Below are 15945 nucleotides of genomic sequence, written 5' to 3'. Positions count from 1 at the left end.
ATTTAAAATGAGGCACGCGCCCAGAAAGTATTATTGCTGTTGCTGTTCTTGCTGCCAGCGGCGCTGTTGCAAACGTTCAGCTTCAACTTCACGTTTATTTAAGGCTCGTTCATACAGCTTCGTACCACGCAATTCAGGTGGTAAATAGTCTTGTAATACAAAATGTTCAGGATAATTATGTGGATACAAATAATCCACTCCATATCCTTGTTGCTTCATCAGTTTGGTTGGCGCATTGCGCAAGTGCAATGGTACAGGCAAATTCGCCGTTTTCTCTGCCAACTCTAAGGCACGATTGATGGCTAAATAGGTACTATTACTTTTCGGGCTGGTTGCCAAATAAACTGCGCATTGTCCTAAAATAATACGCGCCTCAGGCATACCCACCGCTTGAACTGAACGGAAGCACTCCCCTGCAAGTAACAAGGCATTTGGATTAGAATTTCCAATATCTTCTGATGCCGCAATCAACATGCGACGAGCAATAAATACTGGGTCTTCTCCACCTTTCAGCATTCTTGCCATCCAATACAAGGTAGCATCTGGATCACTTCCCCGAATCGATTTAATAAATGCTGAAACCAGATCGTAGTGCTGCTCACCTGACTTGTCATAACGCGCAATGTTCTGCTGTGCAACTTTGACGACAATCGCGTTGGTCACGACATTTTCAACATCAGCTTCAAAGGTACTGGCGATTAAATCGATCAGATTAAGCGCCTTACGCGCATCACCTGCAGCAAATTGAATCAGGGCATCATATTCTTCAACTTGAATAAAACGCTCTTTGAGAAACTTATCACTTTGAATCGCTTTATTGATGAGTGTTTGAATGGCATCAGCATCCAAACTATTCAGCGTATAGACCTGACAACGCGACAGTAAAGCGCTATTAACTTCAAAAGATGGGTTCTCTGTGGTTGCGCCGATCAGCGTAATTTTGCCTTTTTCGACTGCATTTAGTAACGCATCTTGCTGCGATTTATTAAAGCGATGAATCTCATCAATAAACACCACTGGAGTCAGCAGATCACCACTTTCCGCAATCACTTCTCGTAGCTCTTTTACACCAGTATTCAGCGCAGATAAGCTAATAAATGGGCGATCAACTGCTTGCGCCAGCAATAATGCGATCGTAGTTTTACCTACCCCTGGCGGACCCCAAAAGATAATCGAAGGTAAATGCCCTTGATCAATCATTTGGCGCAAAGGTGCATTTTCACCTAACAAATGATCTTGTCCGATAATTTCGGATAAGTCACGAGGACGTAAACGTTCAGGTAAAGGAATATGCGTATCTGACATCATCACTGGCTTTATGCTGTTTTATCCTAGTCTATTGTGTCTGAATCAAATCTACAATTTGAATCTACCAACAACTGATCAAGTTAAGAGGCTGCCTTCTGTTTCAGAATCTGCTGCATCGCTTGATGGGTTGCTTTAATACGCGCTTCATTTGGGAAATTGGTATTGGCGAGCATCACCATACCGATTTTATGCTGAGGGATAAATGCGGCATAAGCTCCAAAGCCATTGGTAGATCCTGTTTTATTAAAATAAGTGGATTGTGAGGCAATTTTGGGTTGTTTGATCAGCGTTACTGCATGGCTTTCTAAAGCCATTTTACTTGAGTTGCCTTGTAAAAGTGTTTCAAGCTTAACGGGATAAGCATATTGCTCCCATCCCAAACCCTGCGTCATTGCACCGACTTTATAATAACCGATATGGGTATTTTCAACGGCTTGACGAATTGGCTGATTTAATTGAGCTGAATTGATCTGTGCATCTAAAAATTTCAGCATATCCGAACTACTGCTTTTGACACCATAGGCTTCAGCATCAAACATCCCCGCTGATACACGGATTGCTTGGTTATTCTTATAGCCCCAAGCATATTGTGACATCTTTTGTTCAGGGACATGAATATAACTCTGCGTCATTCCTAATTGAGGAAGTAAGGTTTTCTCTATCAATTCCGCATATGGCTTTTTCATCGCCAAAGCTGTGACATAACCCATTAAACCAATACTCGGATTTGAGTATTGACGAGCCTCCCCGATTTTGGTTTTTGTTTTCCAGTTTTGAAAATATTGAATCATATCCTGCTGAGTAACAACTTCATCTGGAAATTGCAGTGGAAAGCCACCTGCACTATAGGTTCCCAAATTCAGCAATCTAGCCTGATTCACGGCTGTATTTTTAAGTTCAGGGAAGTATTTGGCAGGATGATCCGATAATGACAACCGCCCTTGTGCTTGCGCATACCCCGCTAAAGTCGCATTGAACGTTTTACTGACTGAACCAAGTTCAAACAAGGTACTGTTGCTGACCACTTGTTTGCTTTTGCTTTGTAGCGAAGCAACACCATAATTTACAAAGTAATGTTGACCATCTAAAGTCACGGCAACGGCTAAACCAGGAATTTTGTATTCTTCTAAAAGTGGTTTAAATTGCTGATCGACTATCTTTTTTATCTGTAGCTCAGTTAAAGGCTGTGCCCATAAACTGGAGCTACAGGACAACAGCCCAATCAACATCAATGTTTTATTTGAAAATAAATTTTGGTATTTCGACTGCATCATTAATCTTTTCACTTTGAGTTCATATTTAGTTTGCATTGAGCTTTAGCAATTTCGCTTGTGGACCATCCTCAATCACCCAAATCGAACCGTCTTGTGCTTGTTGTAAGCCACGAATTCGTTGCTTCATATCCAAACGTTGCACTTCTTTAACGGGTTGCGATTTTAAATCAACCACAATAATCGACTTGGAAGACAAACCACCAATCAAAGCTTTCTGCTGCCATAATGGGAATTTATCGCCCGTGTAAATAATCATGCTTGAAGGTGAAATCACAGGTGTCCAATCGATTGCTGGTGCTTTAAATTCTGGGCGTGTTTTGTGATCTGGAATTGGTAATCCTGAGTAATGATCGCCATTCGATACGATTGGATAACCATAGTTCGCGCCTTTAAGAATCTGATTAAGTTCATCACCTCCTTTCGGCCCCATTTCCACTACCCACAATTGTTTTTGGTCATCAAACGCCATACCTAGTGGATTACGATGACCCAATGACCAAATTTCAGCAGTCACGCCACCTTGTTGGCTAAAAGGGTTATCTGATACAGGAGTTCCGTCTTCATTTAAACGTAGAATCTTACCCAGATTGCTTTTCATATCTTGGGCAGGATCGAATTTTTGTCGCTCACCTGAACTTACCCAAAGTTTTCCATCAGCGCCAAATAGCATACGATGAGCATAATGTCCTTGCCCTGACACTTTAGGTACTTGCTGCCAAATTCGTGTTAAATCGGTTAATTTCGGTTGTTCAGGATTAGATAAATCAAGTTTGGCACGAGAAATTTCAGCACCATAACCACCACTGCCTTGCACAGCATAGCTGAGATAAATCCAATGATTATTTTTAAAATCAGGATGCAAGACTACATCACCTAAGCCACCTTGCCCCCCATAACTTACAGTTGGGATGCCTTGAACATTAAGATTCTTCTTCGTTTTAGGATCAAATAATTTTAACTGTCCTTTACGCTCAGTGATCAGTAAACGCTGATCAGGTAATACAACAACAGCCCAAGGTTCATCAAACTGGGCAAAAGTATCAATTTGAAAAGTTTGGTTGAGCGTATTTTGAGTATGTTGAACAGAGTTTTCTGGTGCCTTAGAGTTGGTGTTATTGGGACCACAAGCGAGTAGCAAAAGTGCACTGCTACAAATTAAAGGTGCTACAAATAATTTTGACATGACTGATCTCCCTTCGCATTTATTCATATTACGGAGATCAGCACATAGAAATACTGTAAAATTGTTGTTTTTGATCAAGATCCATTTAACCAAACGATATGATTAAAAGATCAACGCACCCACCGTACGACATAATCTTCAATGTCATCTTCATTAATTTCAGTTTCTGAAATACAACGTCCTGCCGCAGATTTTTTTGCTTTTAGAACACTCTGACGAGAGCCAGTATTCAAATAATGCCATGACGGAAGATTTTTCCCCTCATTCAGACGTCTGTAAGCACAGCTTGGGGGCAACCATGTAATCGTTTGCAAACGTTCAGGGGTTAATTGTAGACAATCTGCAACATGCTCTTGGCGGTGTGCATAGTCTGAACAGCGTGCCGTTTTACAGTCTAGAAGCTTACATGCCACTTTGGTATATACGACTTCTGCGGTGTCTTCATCTTCAAGCTTGACCAAACAGCACAAACCACAGCCATCACATAAGGCTTCCCACTCAGCAGGGTTTAGCTGATCAAGTGAGTAGTTTTTCCAAAAGTTCGGACGCAGTTCTAAAGACATGGTTTTAAGCTAAAGAGGAGAATGCGCATAGTATAGCATTCCAATTCAAAAAACTGAGTTACTGAAATCATTCGCTTTTTAACACTTCTTTCTATAGTGAACATTTCAACCACAGAAACACCACATTTTGCTCAAAAAATACACGCTATAGTAAAAACATAATAAAATTAGGAGGGTAACTCATATGTTCCGTTGGGCTATTATATTTGCAATCATCGCATTAATTGCTAGTTTACTTGGCTTTGGTGGTGTAGCAGGTTTATCCAAAGATTTTGCCGTTATTTTACTGGTTGTCGCTGTTATTCTCGCTGTCGTGGGCTTTTTGTCACGTGGCAAAGTATAGAAAATTAACATCTCAATTTATAAAAAGAAGAATCTTTGTATTCTTCTTTTTTATTGCCATTATTTAACAAAAGCAACAGTTTATTAGTTTTCTCAGCGTATCAACTTTTGCTTTTTATGTTTTAATCAATGCATTCTAAAAATACAGATTAGGATTTGAAAATGAGCTTCCCGATTACAACTCGTGAAATTGAATATACAGCACCAGATGGTCAACGTTTGGTAGGTTATTTTGCTGCACCTGCAATCGATGTGCCGACAGCAGGCGTAATCGTTGCACCTGAATGGTGGGGACGTAATGAATATACAGAACAACGTGCACGTGAACTGGCTAAACACGGCTTTGCTGCTCTCGCAATTGATATGTATGGTGATAAGAAAGTAACAACAACTTCAGCACAAGCATACGAATGGATGATGCAAACGTTTGAGCATGTGGATACTGTAGTTGATCGTGCACAAGCAGGTCTAAATACTTTGGCAAATCAGCCTGAGGTAAATGCCGAAAAACTTGCAGCGATTGGCTTCTGCTATGGCGGCAAAGTGGTATTGGATCTAGCTCGCTCAGGTGCTAACTTAAAAGCGGTAACAACGTTCCATGCGAATCTCAGTCCCAAAGCTCCTGCTGAAAAAGGTAAGCTAAAAGCAGAAATCTTAGTGTTACATGGTGAACTAGATAGCATGGTGACTTTGGACGATGTTGCAAGTTTCCGTGAAGAAATGCACGCTGCTGAAGTGAACCATGAAGTAATTATTTTCGAAGATGCTAAACATGGTTTTAGTAACCCTCAAGCTGATGAGCGTGCTAAAGCCAATAACGTAGATTTGGGCTATAACGCAGAAGCAGAGCGTCAAGGTCTTGAAGCGATGTATGAGTTGTTAGATAAGCATTTAAAGTAATTCTAAAATTCGTATTTATACCAACACTTGCCAAGATTGACTTGTGAAACGGCGACATGGATGTCGCCAACAGACTGCAATTTTTTTCGAGAGTTTTTAGAAATTTCAGATGATCCTCTCATCCTCCTAGATAGAAATCGTAAAGCTCATGAGCTCTTCGCACAAACCCTCTAGTGCATATTTCCGCTATACTATAATTCTACTTTTTAATGTTCTGATTCATGTCTGATTTCTCATTTTCTGATGCTTTACTTACATGGTTTGATCAACATGGTCGCCATGACCTACCTTGGCAAGTTGCCGATGACCCGTATAAAGTTTGGGTGTCAGAAATTATGTTGCAACAGACTCAAGTCAAAACAGTGTTGCAATATTTCGATCGTTTTATTCAACGCTTTCCTACCGTAAACGATCTAGGTCAGGCAAGCTGGGATGATGTTGTTCCTTATTGGGCGGGTCTTGGATATTATGCAAGAGCAAGAAATTTGCACAAAGCCGCAGCGATTGTTCATCAGCAAGGTAAATTCCCTGCAACCTTAGAACAATGGATTGAACTTCCTGGGATCGGACGCTCAACCGCAGGGGCGCTCATGTCGCTCGGTTTGCGTCAATACGGTGTGATCATGGATGGCAATGTGAAACGTGTTTTGGCTCGTTTCTTTGCGATTGAAGATGATTTATCCAAGCCACAACATGAACGTGCTTTATGGAAAATTGCTGAAGATTTATGTCCAGAACAGCGAAATCATGACTATACCCAAGCCATTATGGATTTGGGTGCAACAGTCTGTACTCCGAAAAAACCTCTCTGTTTATATTGCCCTATGCAGCAACACTGTCAGGCATATCAACAAGGCCTAGAACAAGAGTTGCCATTTAAAAAGACCAAGAAACCTGTTCCTGTTAAAACAGCAAGTGTCGTTGTGATTCAGTCAGGTGAAGAATGGTTTTGGCAACAGCGTGAAGCTCATGGTCTTTGGGGTGGATTGTATTGTCTTCCTATCATTGAAAGTGCAACTGAATTACAACAGATCGAACAGCACTTTAAGTTACAAGCTCAAGTATCATCCTTACAGATCAGTCATAGTTTTACACACTTCACATGGTTGCTCGATGAAAAAATGTTCCACGTGGAACATGATCAGAAAGAACAACTGAGCATAGAATTAAATGGGATATGGCTCACACCAGAATCTGCGATTGCTAAAGGTATTCCAACCGCGATGAAGAAACTGATCACTGCAAAACAAAAAACTTAAACACTTTAAAATGCGATGGATCAAAACATAGGAGTTTATGTGCGACATTCAATTTCGTATACGGTGATTGGACTGCTCATTATTTTTCTATCTGCGTGTACCACCACACCCCAAAAACCATCTCCTTTACCCAGTGCACAAGTCAGCAAATTAAAAAATATGCGCTTAGACTCTCGTCTCCCCATACCTGTAAAAGGTGTTCGCAAAAACGAGTTGCGCGATACTTGGGGAGCTGCACGTAGCCAAGGGCGAAGCCATGAAGGGATTGATATCATGGCAGAGCGTGGCACGAAAGTGTATAGTGCAACCGAAGGACTCATCGCAGATTTACGCAATAATAATTTGGGTGGCAAGGTCATTTGGATCTTAGGACCATCAGGTTCTTGGCACTACTATGCACATCTGGATGACCACAAACGCGGACTTAAAGTTGGGGATTATATTCGCAAGGGTGATGTGATTGGCTATGTCGGCAATACAGGTAATGCACGTCATACTGCTCCGCATTTACATTACGGTATTTATTTAAATGGCAAAGGGCGTGGAGCAGTCAATCCATACCCATATTTACGTTAGGAACACACAATGTCAGAAGCATTGATAGAACGTCTGGTTACATTTGCAGAATCAGGAAATCAGCAAAAAATTATTCTGAATGGCACCAGCTATCAAGGTTGGATTATGGAAATCACAGAAGATGCTTTGCTGATCAGCACAGGTTTCGCAGATAAATCTGGTAAAGACTTTTGGTTGAAATTCACTGATTTGAGTTCTGCTGAGTTGTATTATTGGGATACTCGCCCAAATGAATGGGTTGCATTCAAACTTTAATTTTCTCGATATTTATAACGATAAGGAGCATCAAAATGACAATTCAACGCTGTGGTTGGTGCTCTGATGATCCCCTGTATATCGCTTACCATGATGAAGAATGGGGTAAGCCTGTATACGATGAAGCGCGTTTATTTGAAATGCTTTGCCTAGAGGGTCAACAAGCTGGTCTCTCTTGGATTACTGTACTCAAGAAAAGAGAACACTACCGTGCTCATTTCTTTCAACATCCTGTAGCAAAAATTGCCGAGCTTACAGATGATCAACTGGAACATAAACTGACTGATATAGGCCTGATTCGCCATTTAGGTAAACTAAAAGCAATTCGAGACAATGCGATTGCTTGGCAAAAATTAAAGCAGGAAGTTGACGATGTCTCTGCATGGCTGTGGGCTTTTGTCAGTCACGATGTATTGAACAATGATGTGATCAATTATCGAGAAGCCCCTGCACAAACAGAGATCAGCCAAACCCTGTCTAAAACCTTAAAAAAGCGTGGATTTAAGTTTGTGGGTCCAACGACTTGTTATGCATTCATGCAAGCTATGGGCATGGTCAACGATCACGAAAATCATTGTCCCTTTAAATAAAATACAATCCTATCCAAAGGAGTACTTCCATGAGCAACAATCAAATACGTGCTTATGCTGCGATGCAAGCAGGTGAACAACTGGTTCCTTATCAATTTGACGCAGGCGATTTACAAGCCCATCAAGTCGAAGTCAAAGTTGAATATTGTGGTTTATGTCATTCAGATATTTCAGTGATTAATAATGATTGGCGATCATCTACTTATCCTGTAGTCGCAGGTCATGAAATCATTGGAACCATCACTGCTCTTGGTTCTGAAGCGAAAGGACTCAAAGTAGGTCAACGTGTAGGTATCGGATGGACAGCAGAAAGTTGCCAAGCTTGTGATCCCTGCATTGGTGGTAATCAAGTGTTATGTACTGGTGGCAGTGTTGCAACGATCGTAGGACATGCTGGTGGATTTGCAGATAAAGTTCGTGCTGGCTGGCAATGGGTGATTCCGCTACCCGATGATTTGGACCCAGAAAGTGCAGGTCCTTTGTTATGTGGCGGGATTACAGTTTTCGATCCTCTACTTAAACATAAAATCCAAGCCACGCATCATGTCGGTGTAATTGGTATCGGTGGCTTAGGTCACATGGCGATTAAACTGCTCAAAGCATGGGGTTGTGAAATTACGGCATTTAGCTCAAATCCTGAGAAAACCGATGAGCTGAAAGCCATGGGTGCAGATCACGTGGTGAATAGCCGCGATGCGCAGGCCATCAAAGCTCAACGAGGAAAATTTGATTTATTGTTGAGTACAGTCAATGTGACGCTAAACTGGCAAGCCTTTCTCAGTACTTTAGCACCGAATGGCTCATTGCATTTTCTAGGTCTGACTTTAGAACCTATTCCAGTTTCAGTCGGTACTTTGATTGATGGTGCCAAATCAGTAACAGGTTCACCGACGGGTTCTCCTTTAGCACTTCGTCAACTTCTTCAATTTGCAGCACGTAAAAATATCGCCCCGCAAATTGAACTCTATCCTATGTCACAGCTCAACGATGCCATTGAGCGACTTCATTCAGGTCAAGCACGTTATCGCATCGTATTGAAAGCAGACTTCGACTAACTCAATTTCGACGTGAGACTTTCTCTGACCCAATCCGCCAACTGCTGAATAGCTTGGCGGATTTCATCAGTCAAAGCATGACCTGCGTTTAATCGTAGAAAATGCTGATAACGCTGATCTTCACCAAATACCTCACCTGGAACGATATTGATTCCATATTGCTGCGCGCGATAATACAACTCTAAACCTGTAATGGTGTTTGGTAGTTGCATCCACAACGCATATCCACCACTAGATTGGCTAAGTGCGATCGGAATCCCCTGAAACTGCTCCAAAATACATGCACGATATTGTTCGACTTGCTGCATGAGAGCAGGTCTTAAACGCTCCAAATGCTCTCGATAGGCACGACTATAGATAAAGTCGGCTAAACCAAGCTGTAAGGGGGTATTAACCCCAACATTATTTGCTAACAGAGCTGGTCTTAAGTGCTGTAATTGTTGACCTAAACAAAACCATCCCACACGATAAGCACTCGATAAAGATTTAGAAACAGAACCACACCAAATTACATAGCCCTGTTGATCCCAATAACGAATCGGTAAAGGGCGTTCTTTTTGAAAACTACATTCAGCATAAATATCATCTTCCAAAACAAAGCATTGATACTTTTGTGCCAACTCGGCAATTTTTTGCTTTTGCTGATTGCTCAGACAATAGCCCAAAGGATTTTGAAAATTAGCAGTCAGTAAGCATAACTTCGCACTACCCTGCTGCATAAAATATTCTAAACGCTCAAGGTCTATGCCTTGATGATCTGCAGGTATTTCAATAATTTTACGTTTTAATCCTGCAAGAAGCTGAAGCTGACCGTTAAAGGTTGGTGTTGGAACGATAATACTGTCGCCCTCTCGACTCATTTGCTGAATCAACAGTGACAGTGCAGGCATACATCCATTACTAATAAAAATATCGTCTGGGGCGATGTAGATACCATCCTCACGCCAATGATCAGAAAGTGCTTGTCGGAGCTGTAGATGTCCTTGTTTATTACAGTACAAAAAATCTTCAGGTTGGCAATGCTTCAAAGCTCGCTGCAAAGAACGGCGTAATCCATCCACAGGTATTAAATGAGGAGATAACTGAATCGCACCTAAGGGCGTTAAATGACTTTGTATGGATGCCGTTTGAATTTGATTTTGCAACTCTAAATTTGAAACTCGTCTTGGCATCGATTCAAATTTTGGGCTTTCAGGTACCGGACTTTGGTATTGTCTCGAGCTAACAAAGTAACCTGATTTAGGTTTGACATAAATCAAGCCTTTGGCTTCTAACAATTCATAACATTGCTGCGCTGTGCTTAAACTGATTTTTTGTTGGCGTGCAAATTCTCTTAATGAACTTAACTTCTGTTGCGGTTGCAGTTCATGTTGGTAAATCTTTTGTGACAGCTGTTCCGCCAAGCGTTGATATTGAAATGTCATGTCTGTACTGATTTTTTAAAAATTTCTGTATCTGTATTGGTTTATACAACACCTTTAAGCTATAAAAATCAACAGCAGAGGAGTAAAACAATGAAAATTAATAACTTATTATTAGTAAGTATATTGCTACTTACAGGTTGTCAGTTGCCTGATCAGAAAACACATCAGCAGCAAGAAATTTGCAAATCTCTCGCTGAAGGTTATTTGAAAATTCAAAACCGACAAGGTTATGAGCTATGGAAACTAAAAAATCATAACCCTCAAACCAAAACAGATACGGTAGAGTTGACCTATAAAAAACCCAATGAAAATGGTGTGGTCGTAAGTGCATCATTATTACCAACAGTTGTTTTGGAATGTACGCGCAAAGAGCAACAGATTGTCATGTCTATCCCTCAAACAACAGGAGAATCTATTCCTGTTCTCGAAGTTCAAGTTCCACCTACGTCTACTGACACACAGAAAAACCTTGGCTTAGTTGCTCAGACAAAAATTCAATAAAGAGACGAACACGTTTGGGTAAATGCTCTTGTTGGTAATAAACAGCATGGATGCTTTGATAAGAGTGCTCAATTTGGTCTTCGAATAATGCGACCAAACGTCCTTCGTTTAAATCTTGCCAGATTTCAAACTCAGATAATCGTGCAATCCCCTGTCCTCGTAGACACAATTGCCGTACAGTCTCCCCACTAGATGCTTTGATTTTGGCTTGTGCAAAGAAGTATTCATCATCTACTTTAATCGGCCACTGATTAATATGAATCGGGCGTGTGAAGCCAATTAGATCATGCTGTAACAATTGTTTTGGTTGCGTCGGTATCCCCATCCGTTTTAAGTAATGTGGACTTGCCACAATATACAAGCGACTTTTACATACCAATTTTGCATGAAGACTTGAATCATGTAATTCACCAAAGCGAAATGCGACATCAGTTTTATGCTCTAGTAAATCAATCACTTGATCATTACTGTTTAATTCAATTTCAATATTCGGATAGCGCTGCCGAAATACACGCATCAAAGGAGCAATCACATGCAAGATAAATGGCGCGGCCGAATCAACACGAATCAAACCAGATGTATCTTGATCTGAACGCTGCAAAGCTTCTTCGGCTGCACTCAAATCATTTAAAATCTTTCGGGCATGCGCTAAGAACTGCTGACCTTCTTGAGTGAGTTTTAATTTTCGTGTGGTGCGTTCCAGCAAAGTCACTTCAAGCTTAGACTCTAAACGACTTAAAGAACGACTCAAGCCAGATGCTGTTTGACCTAATCGCTCAGCAGCTGCAATAAATGAACCTGTATCAACAATCGTTATAAAGGCGAGCAATTCCTCAATACTTGATTTCATCATCTCCCCCTATTGTTGATATTCAGTCAACTATATTTTGCAAATTCATCTATTTTTTAGCAACAATAATCATCGCAAAATTGCCTTCATCAACAAATTAGACTCTTTTGAGTTAAAAAATTAGGTGAAGAATATGCAAATCCCTCAATTTGGTTTAGGTACTTATCGTTTAAATGATCAAATCCTGATTGATTCAGTCAAAACTGCCTTAGATGTCGGCTATCGCGCTATTGATACAGCACAAATTTATGAGAATGAAGCAGCAGTAGGACAGGCTATCCGTGAAAGTGGGATTGCTCGCCAAGATTTATTCTTAACTACAAAAATATGGGTCAATAACTTTTCTGAACAACGCCTGATCCCAAGCCTAAAAGAAAGTTTGCAAAAATTAGGCACTGAAGCAGTTGATCTGACCTTAATCCATTGGCCAGCACCATCGCAAGGGACCGATATCACAGAAGTGATGCAATTATTATTAGAAGCCAAACAACAAGGCTTAACCAAACTCATTGGGATTTCAAATTTCAATATTGCACTTACTCAACAAGCGATTGATAGCATTGGCGCAGAACATATTGCCACCAATCAAATCGAACTAAGCCCTTATTTGCAAAATCAAAACTTGGCAAATTACCTGACACAACAACAGATTGATGTGACCTCTTATATGACTCTTGCTTACGGGAAAGTGCTCAAAGACCCAACTTTGCTTGAGATTGCAGCACAACATCAGGCTACTTCAGCACAAGTTGCTTTAGCTTGGGCATTACAAAAGGGTTATGCGGTTATTCCATCATCAACCAAACGTGAGAACCTGATCAGCAACTTGAAAGCACAAGAATTAAAACTAAGCGAACAAGAAATGCAGCTGATTGCGGAACTGGATCGTAATGGTCGTGAAATTGACCCACCTGAACTTGCACCAGTATGGGATAAATAAACATGAAGCAGCGCATCAATCTTCCTTTGCTCGCATTAGCTATTGGTGCGTTTGCCATTGGAACCACTGAATTCTCGCCTATGGGCTTATTGCAGAACATTGCCCATGATCTTGGTGTTTCGATTCCAAGTGCAGGTATGTTGATCACAGGTTATGCCTTGGGGGTGATGCTAGGTGCCCCAATTGTCACTTTATGGTTCGGTGGTTTTGCTCGTCGCAATGCTTTAATTCTTCTGATGGCCATTTTTACCATAGGCAACTTAATTGCGGCATTTGCACCAAATTATATGAGCCTGATGGGCGCACGCTTGATTACCAGTCTCAATCACGGTGCTTTCTTCGGGATTGGCTCAGTCGTCGCTGCGAGTGTCGTACCTGCACATAAACAAGCCAGTGCTGTAGCTACCATGTTCATGGGACTAACAATTGCCAATATTGGTGGCGTTCCTTTAGCGACATGGGTAGGACAAACCATTGGCTGGCGGATGTCTTTTCTTGCGATTGCGGTGTTGGGTGTAGTGACGATGTTTTCTCTATGGAAAGCACTGCCTGTGGGTGCTGTTGGAAAAAAACCCGACGTTAAAATGGAATTAAAAGTTCTCTCTCGGCTCCCTGTGATTTTGGCACTTCTTACCACCGTGTTCGGTGCCTCCGCAATGTTTACCCTTTACACCTATATCGCCCCGAGTTTAGTTGCTTTCAATCACGCCTCACCGATGTTTATCACCATGATGTTAGTTTTGATTGGGGTTGGCTTTTCGATTGGAAACCATCTAGGTGGCAAGCTTGCAGATCGATCTATTGATAAGACGTTAATTGGCTTCTTCATCGCCTTGATTGTATTGATGGCAGTTTTCCCTCTGCTGGCCCAAACCCAAGTCGGAGCAGCTGTTGGGCTGGTTCTATGGGGCGCGGCAGCATTTGCAATTGTGCCATCACTGCAAATGCGGGTTATGTCGGTAGCACATGAAGCATCTGGTCTCGCTTCCTCTGTAAATATCGGAGCATTTAACTTAGGCAATGCAGTTGGTGCGGCGGCTGGAGGAGCTGTTTTAAGTCTAGGTCTGAGCTATGCCTCAGTATCAATGATCGGAGCAGCTCTTGCAGCGATTGGATTACTTTTGGTGTTTATCCAAATCTTTCTCGCATCTCGATCTAAGCTTAACTATCAGCACTGCACCCAAACCTAGAACATAAAAAAGCCTGATTGAATCAGGCTTTTTTATTACTTCAGTACATCTGGTAATTTCGGTTGTACATACAAAGGATTATTCACTTCCTTTTTCATTTTCATCAGCATTTGATAGGGTTGTTGCTGTACAAACATATTCACAAAACTAAGCGGAATTGCACCAGCTGGATCTGCATAACCTGTTGTAGATACTTTGACTTTATTATTTGCTAACTTTTGAAAAGTCCAATCACCCTCATAGCGGGTTAAACGAATCACATCAGGCTGTTCAGGATAGTTATTTTTAATGGCATTGTTTTTAATACTAATACTGCCATCCGCATTTTTACTCATTTTCCCTTTAATCACTACATCGCGATCTTTTAATGGAAAAGGAAAATCAAGCACCATATATAACGTGAACTCACCCTTCTTCTCATCTCGAGATAATAGTTGAGCCTTACCCACATAAGGAACCCATTGTGGGGTGCGTTCAACATCAAGAACTACGGCTACAGCACGTTCTAATGGCACATCAAACGTTGTTTCTGCTTTATATTGGAATACTGGATTATTTTCAGTTTGATATGTCCAAACTTTAATATTATTTCGGTGCAAACTGAGTTTCGGAGCTTCTGCGGCACTGACGACCAAACTCGTCGCACTTAGCAGAGTAGCAAGAACAATATGTTTTTTATTCATGTCATGCTCAATTGTTGTAATGAGGTTTGGAGCTTATCGTGCTTTTTAGGATTTATTGAAAGCGCAATAAGCTCTTTTTATAGTGCAAAAAGGGAACTTATTATACTTGAATATCGTTAAAGCCTAAGACATCTTTCATGTCATATTTACGAGCTTCACGCCCTACAACCCATGCTGCTGCACGTACTGCACCCGAAGCGAAGTTCATACGGTTGGTCGCTTTGTGCGTCACTTCAACACGTTCACCTTCACCGATAAACATAACGGTATGCTCACCCACAATATCGCCACCACGAATGGTTTCAAAACCGATAGTTTGACGATCACGTGGACCCGTATAGCCTTCACGACCATAGACTGCAACTTCTTTTAAGTTGCGCCCTAAGGTATCAGCGATTGCTTCACCCATCATAAATGCTGTGCCAGACGGTGCATCTACTTTATGACGGTGATGTGCTTCAATGATTTCGATATCGACCGTATCACCAAATACTTTTGCTGCAAGTTCCAAAAGTTTGATTGATACATTTACACCTACAGAATAGTTTGCAGCATAAACAACTGGGGTTTGAGTTGCTGATTCATCTAAGAATGCTTTTTGTTCCTCAGACATGCCCGTCGTTCCAATCACCATCGCTACACCAGCTTCACGACAAAGCTTTAAGTGTTGTTCTGTTGCGGCTGGTGCAGTGAAATCAATCACCACGTCACAATCTTTTAATACTTCAGCTAAACTGCCAACGATCTTTACGCCCAAACTTCCAACGCCTGCAAGCTCACCTGCATCTGCGCCGACTAAACTGCTTTCAGGGCGTTCTACTGCTGCTGCAAGTTGATAGCCTGCTTCTTGTACAGCCTGAATCAGAATACGGCCCATGCGTCCGCCAGCACCTAAGATCCCAATGCGTGGAGAAGTTGACATAATGTTTCCCAGTCTTTTATTTAAACAATTTCGCTACTATAGCAAATGAATGACATCTATACATCTATAAAGTATTACTTATCATAGACTTAAATCCCCCTAACACCTCTTTAAAAATAGAGGGTAAATT

18 protein-coding genes are annotated in these 15945 nt (G+C 41.3%); 10 read left to right on the top strand and 8 right to left on the bottom strand.

Annotated elements, in window-relative coordinates; translation table 11 throughout:
- Positions 1 to 30: 30 nt before the first annotated feature.
- The 4 genes from IRT38_RS03360 to IRT38_RS03345 all read right to left on the bottom strand — a co-directional run bounded on the left by IRT38_RS03360 (position 31) and on the right by IRT38_RS03345 (position 4328).
- Positions 31 to 1305, bottom strand: a complete 1275-nt coding sequence (locus tag IRT38_RS03360) for a replication-associated recombination protein A (protein ID WP_017397391.1) — start codon at positions 1303 to 1305, stop codon at positions 31 to 33.
- Positions 1306 to 1388: 83 nt separating this feature from the next.
- Positions 1389 to 2582 carry a class C beta-lactamase gene (gene ampC / locus IRT38_RS03355; protein ID WP_194596959.1) on the bottom strand — a complete coding sequence of 398 codons (1194 nt, stop codon included), beginning with the start codon at positions 2580 to 2582 and terminating at the stop codon, positions 1389 to 1391.
- A gap of 25 nt (positions 2583 to 2607) precedes the next feature.
- Positions 2608 to 3765 carry a PQQ-dependent sugar dehydrogenase gene (locus IRT38_RS03350; RefSeq protein WP_194596953.1) on the bottom strand — a complete coding sequence of 386 codons (1158 nt, stop codon included), beginning with the start codon at positions 3763 to 3765 and terminating at the stop codon, positions 2608 to 2610.
- Between the two features lie 110 nt (positions 3766 to 3875).
- A complete protein-coding gene (locus IRT38_RS03345) occupies positions 3876 to 4328 on the bottom strand; it encodes a YcgN family cysteine cluster protein (protein ID WP_099947846.1) in 453 nt (150 codons plus the stop codon).
- 184 nt (positions 4329 to 4512) lie between these two features.
- Between IRT38_RS03345 and IRT38_RS03340 the strand changes: the two genes are divergently transcribed.
- The 7 genes from IRT38_RS03340 (at position 4513) to IRT38_RS03310 (ending at position 9305) form a co-directional block, all read left to right on the top strand.
- Positions 4513 to 4671, top strand: a complete 159-nt coding sequence (locus IRT38_RS03340) for a DUF1328 family protein (RefSeq protein ID WP_004910276.1) — start codon at positions 4513 to 4515, stop codon at positions 4669 to 4671.
- Positions 4672 to 4832: 161 nt separating this feature from the next.
- Positions 4833 to 5570 carry a dienelactone hydrolase family protein gene (locus IRT38_RS03335; RefSeq protein ID WP_194596952.1) on the top strand — a complete coding sequence of 246 codons (738 nt, stop codon included), beginning with the start codon at positions 4833 to 4835 and terminating at the stop codon, positions 5568 to 5570.
- 221 nt (positions 5571 to 5791) lie between these two features.
- A complete protein-coding gene (gene mutY, locus IRT38_RS03330; RefSeq protein ID WP_194596951.1) occupies positions 5792 to 6829 on the top strand; it encodes an A/G-specific adenine glycosylase in 1038 nt (345 codons plus the stop codon).
- Positions 6830 to 6844: 15 nt separating this feature from the next.
- Complete coding sequence (locus IRT38_RS03325; RefSeq protein ID WP_373865724.1) at positions 6845 to 7405, top strand: M23 family metallopeptidase; 561 nt, start codon at positions 6845 to 6847, stop codon at positions 7403 to 7405.
- Positions 7406 to 7414: 9 nt separating this feature from the next.
- Complete coding sequence (locus tag IRT38_RS03320) at positions 7415 to 7660, top strand: hypothetical protein (protein WP_004910282.1); 246 nt, start codon at positions 7415 to 7417, stop codon at positions 7658 to 7660.
- Positions 7661 to 7695: 35 nt separating this feature from the next.
- On the top strand, positions 7696 to 8250 hold the full coding sequence (locus IRT38_RS03315; protein ID WP_194596950.1) for a DNA-3-methyladenine glycosylase I: 555 nt from the start codon (positions 7696 to 7698) through the stop codon (positions 8248 to 8250).
- Positions 8251 to 8279: 29 nt separating this feature from the next.
- On the top strand, positions 8280 to 9305 hold the full coding sequence (locus IRT38_RS03310; protein WP_194596949.1) for an NAD(P)-dependent alcohol dehydrogenase: 1026 nt from the start codon (positions 8280 to 8282) through the stop codon (positions 9303 to 9305).
- Here IRT38_RS03310 and IRT38_RS03305 read toward each other — a convergent pair.
- Positions 9302 to 10729, bottom strand: a complete 1428-nt coding sequence (locus tag IRT38_RS03305) for a PLP-dependent aminotransferase family protein (RefSeq protein WP_087540668.1) — start codon at positions 10727 to 10729, stop codon at positions 9302 to 9304. The two genes, IRT38_RS03310 and IRT38_RS03305, sit on opposite strands and share 4 nt — an antisense overlap.
- 90 nt (positions 10730 to 10819) lie before the next feature.
- Between IRT38_RS03305 and IRT38_RS03300 the strand changes: the two genes are divergently transcribed.
- The gene (locus IRT38_RS03300; protein ID WP_004951096.1) at positions 10820 to 11230 is read left to right on the top strand and encodes a hypothetical protein; all 411 of its coding nucleotides are present in this window, start codon (positions 10820 to 10822) and stop codon (positions 11228 to 11230) included.
- Here IRT38_RS03300 and IRT38_RS03295 read toward each other — a convergent pair.
- Positions 11178 to 12080, bottom strand: a complete 903-nt coding sequence (locus IRT38_RS03295; RefSeq protein WP_194596948.1) for a LysR substrate-binding domain-containing protein — start codon at positions 12078 to 12080, stop codon at positions 11178 to 11180. The two genes, IRT38_RS03300 and IRT38_RS03295, sit on opposite strands and share 53 nt — an antisense overlap.
- A gap of 133 nt (positions 12081 to 12213) precedes the next feature.
- On the opposite strand from IRT38_RS03295, the gene dkgB reads away from it, so the two are divergent.
- Entirely contained in the window at positions 12214 to 13020 is an 807-nt protein-coding gene (gene dkgB / locus IRT38_RS03290) for a 2,5-didehydrogluconate reductase DkgB (RefSeq protein ID WP_130576313.1), read from the top strand.
- 2 nt (positions 13021 to 13022) lie between these two features.
- The gene (locus tag IRT38_RS03285) at positions 13023 to 14210 is read left to right on the top strand and encodes an MFS transporter (protein WP_194596947.1); all 1188 of its coding nucleotides are present in this window, start codon (positions 13023 to 13025) and stop codon (positions 14208 to 14210) included.
- A gap of 35 nt (positions 14211 to 14245) precedes the next feature.
- Here IRT38_RS03285 and IRT38_RS03280 read toward each other — a convergent pair whose 3' ends face one another.
- Together IRT38_RS03280 and dapB are read right to left on the bottom strand one after the other, a co-directional pair.
- Positions 14246 to 14893, bottom strand: a complete 648-nt coding sequence (locus IRT38_RS03280) for an START domain-containing protein (RefSeq protein ID WP_194596946.1) — start codon at positions 14891 to 14893, stop codon at positions 14246 to 14248.
- 100 nt (positions 14894 to 14993) lie between these two features.
- On the bottom strand, positions 14994 to 15815 hold the full coding sequence (gene dapB / locus IRT38_RS03275; RefSeq protein WP_004910297.1) for a 4-hydroxy-tetrahydrodipicolinate reductase: 822 nt from the start codon (positions 15813 to 15815) through the stop codon (positions 14994 to 14996).
- Between the last annotated feature and the right edge of the window lie 130 nt (positions 15816 to 15945).

It is taken from the genome of Acinetobacter sp. SK-43 (genome assembly GCF_015351505.1).
GTDB classification, from domain to species: domain Bacteria; phylum Pseudomonadota; class Gammaproteobacteria; order Pseudomonadales; family Moraxellaceae; genus Acinetobacter; species Acinetobacter junii.
The sequence above is the reverse complement of the archived record's forward strand: the minus strand, read 5'-3'. Positions and strand labels throughout refer to the sequence as shown.

Excerpts from the sequence above, each read along its gene's own strand:
- IRT38_RS03340 (WP_004910276.1), top strand. The coding sequence starts at position 4,513 with ATGTTCCGTTGGGCTATTATATTTGCAATCATCGCATTAATTGCTAGT.
- IRT38_RS03300 (WP_004951096.1), top strand. The coding sequence starts at position 10,820 with ATGAAAATTAATAACTTATTATTAGTAAGTATATTGCTACTTACAGGT.
- IRT38_RS03285 (WP_194596947.1), top strand. The coding sequence starts at position 13,023 with ATGAAGCAGCGCATCAATCTTCCTTTGCTCGCATTAGCTATTGGTGCG.
- IRT38_RS03310 (WP_194596949.1), top strand. The coding sequence starts at position 8,280 with ATGAGCAACAATCAAATACGTGCTTATGCTGCGATGCAAGCAGGTGAA.
- IRT38_RS03320 (WP_004910282.1), top strand. The coding sequence starts at position 7,415 with ATGTCAGAAGCATTGATAGAACGTCTGGTTACATTTGCAGAATCAGGA.
- IRT38_RS03350 (WP_194596953.1), bottom strand. The coding sequence starts at position 3,765 with ATGTCAAAATTATTTGTAGCACCTTTAATTTGTAGCAGTGCACTTTTG.
- dkgB (WP_130576313.1), top strand. The coding sequence starts at position 12,214 with ATGCAAATCCCTCAATTTGGTTTAGGTACTTATCGTTTAAATGATCAA.
- IRT38_RS03335 (WP_194596952.1), top strand. The coding sequence starts at position 4,833 with ATGAGCTTCCCGATTACAACTCGTGAAATTGAATATACAGCACCAGAT.
- IRT38_RS03360 (WP_017397391.1), bottom strand. The coding sequence starts at position 1,305 with ATGTCAGATACGCATATTCCTTTACCTGAACGTTTACGTCCTCGTGAC.
- IRT38_RS03305 (WP_087540668.1), bottom strand. The coding sequence starts at position 10,729 with ATGACATTTCAATATCAACGCTTGGCGGAACAGCTGTCACAAAAGATT.
- IRT38_RS03325 (WP_373865724.1), top strand. The coding sequence starts at position 6,845 with ATGGATCAAAACATAGGAGTTTATGTGCGACATTCAATTTCGTATACG.
- IRT38_RS03280 (WP_194596946.1), bottom strand. The coding sequence starts at position 14,893 with ATGAATAAAAAACATATTGTTCTTGCTACTCTGCTAAGTGCGACGAGT.
- dapB (WP_004910297.1), bottom strand. The coding sequence starts at position 15,815 with ATGTCAACTTCTCCACGCATTGGGATCTTAGGTGCTGGCGGACGCATG.
- mutY (WP_194596951.1), top strand. The coding sequence starts at position 5,792 with ATGTCTGATTTCTCATTTTCTGATGCTTTACTTACATGGTTTGATCAA.
- IRT38_RS03295 (WP_194596948.1), bottom strand. The coding sequence starts at position 12,080 with ATGAAATCAAGTATTGAGGAATTGCTCGCCTTTATAACGATTGTTGAT.
- IRT38_RS03345 (WP_099947846.1), bottom strand. The coding sequence starts at position 4,328 with ATGTCTTTAGAACTGCGTCCGAACTTTTGGAAAAACTACTCACTTGAT.
- IRT38_RS03315 (WP_194596950.1), top strand. The coding sequence starts at position 7,696 with ATGACAATTCAACGCTGTGGTTGGTGCTCTGATGATCCCCTGTATATC.
- ampC (WP_194596959.1), bottom strand. The coding sequence starts at position 2,582 with ATGATGCAGTCGAAATACCAAAATTTATTTTCAAATAAAACATTGATG.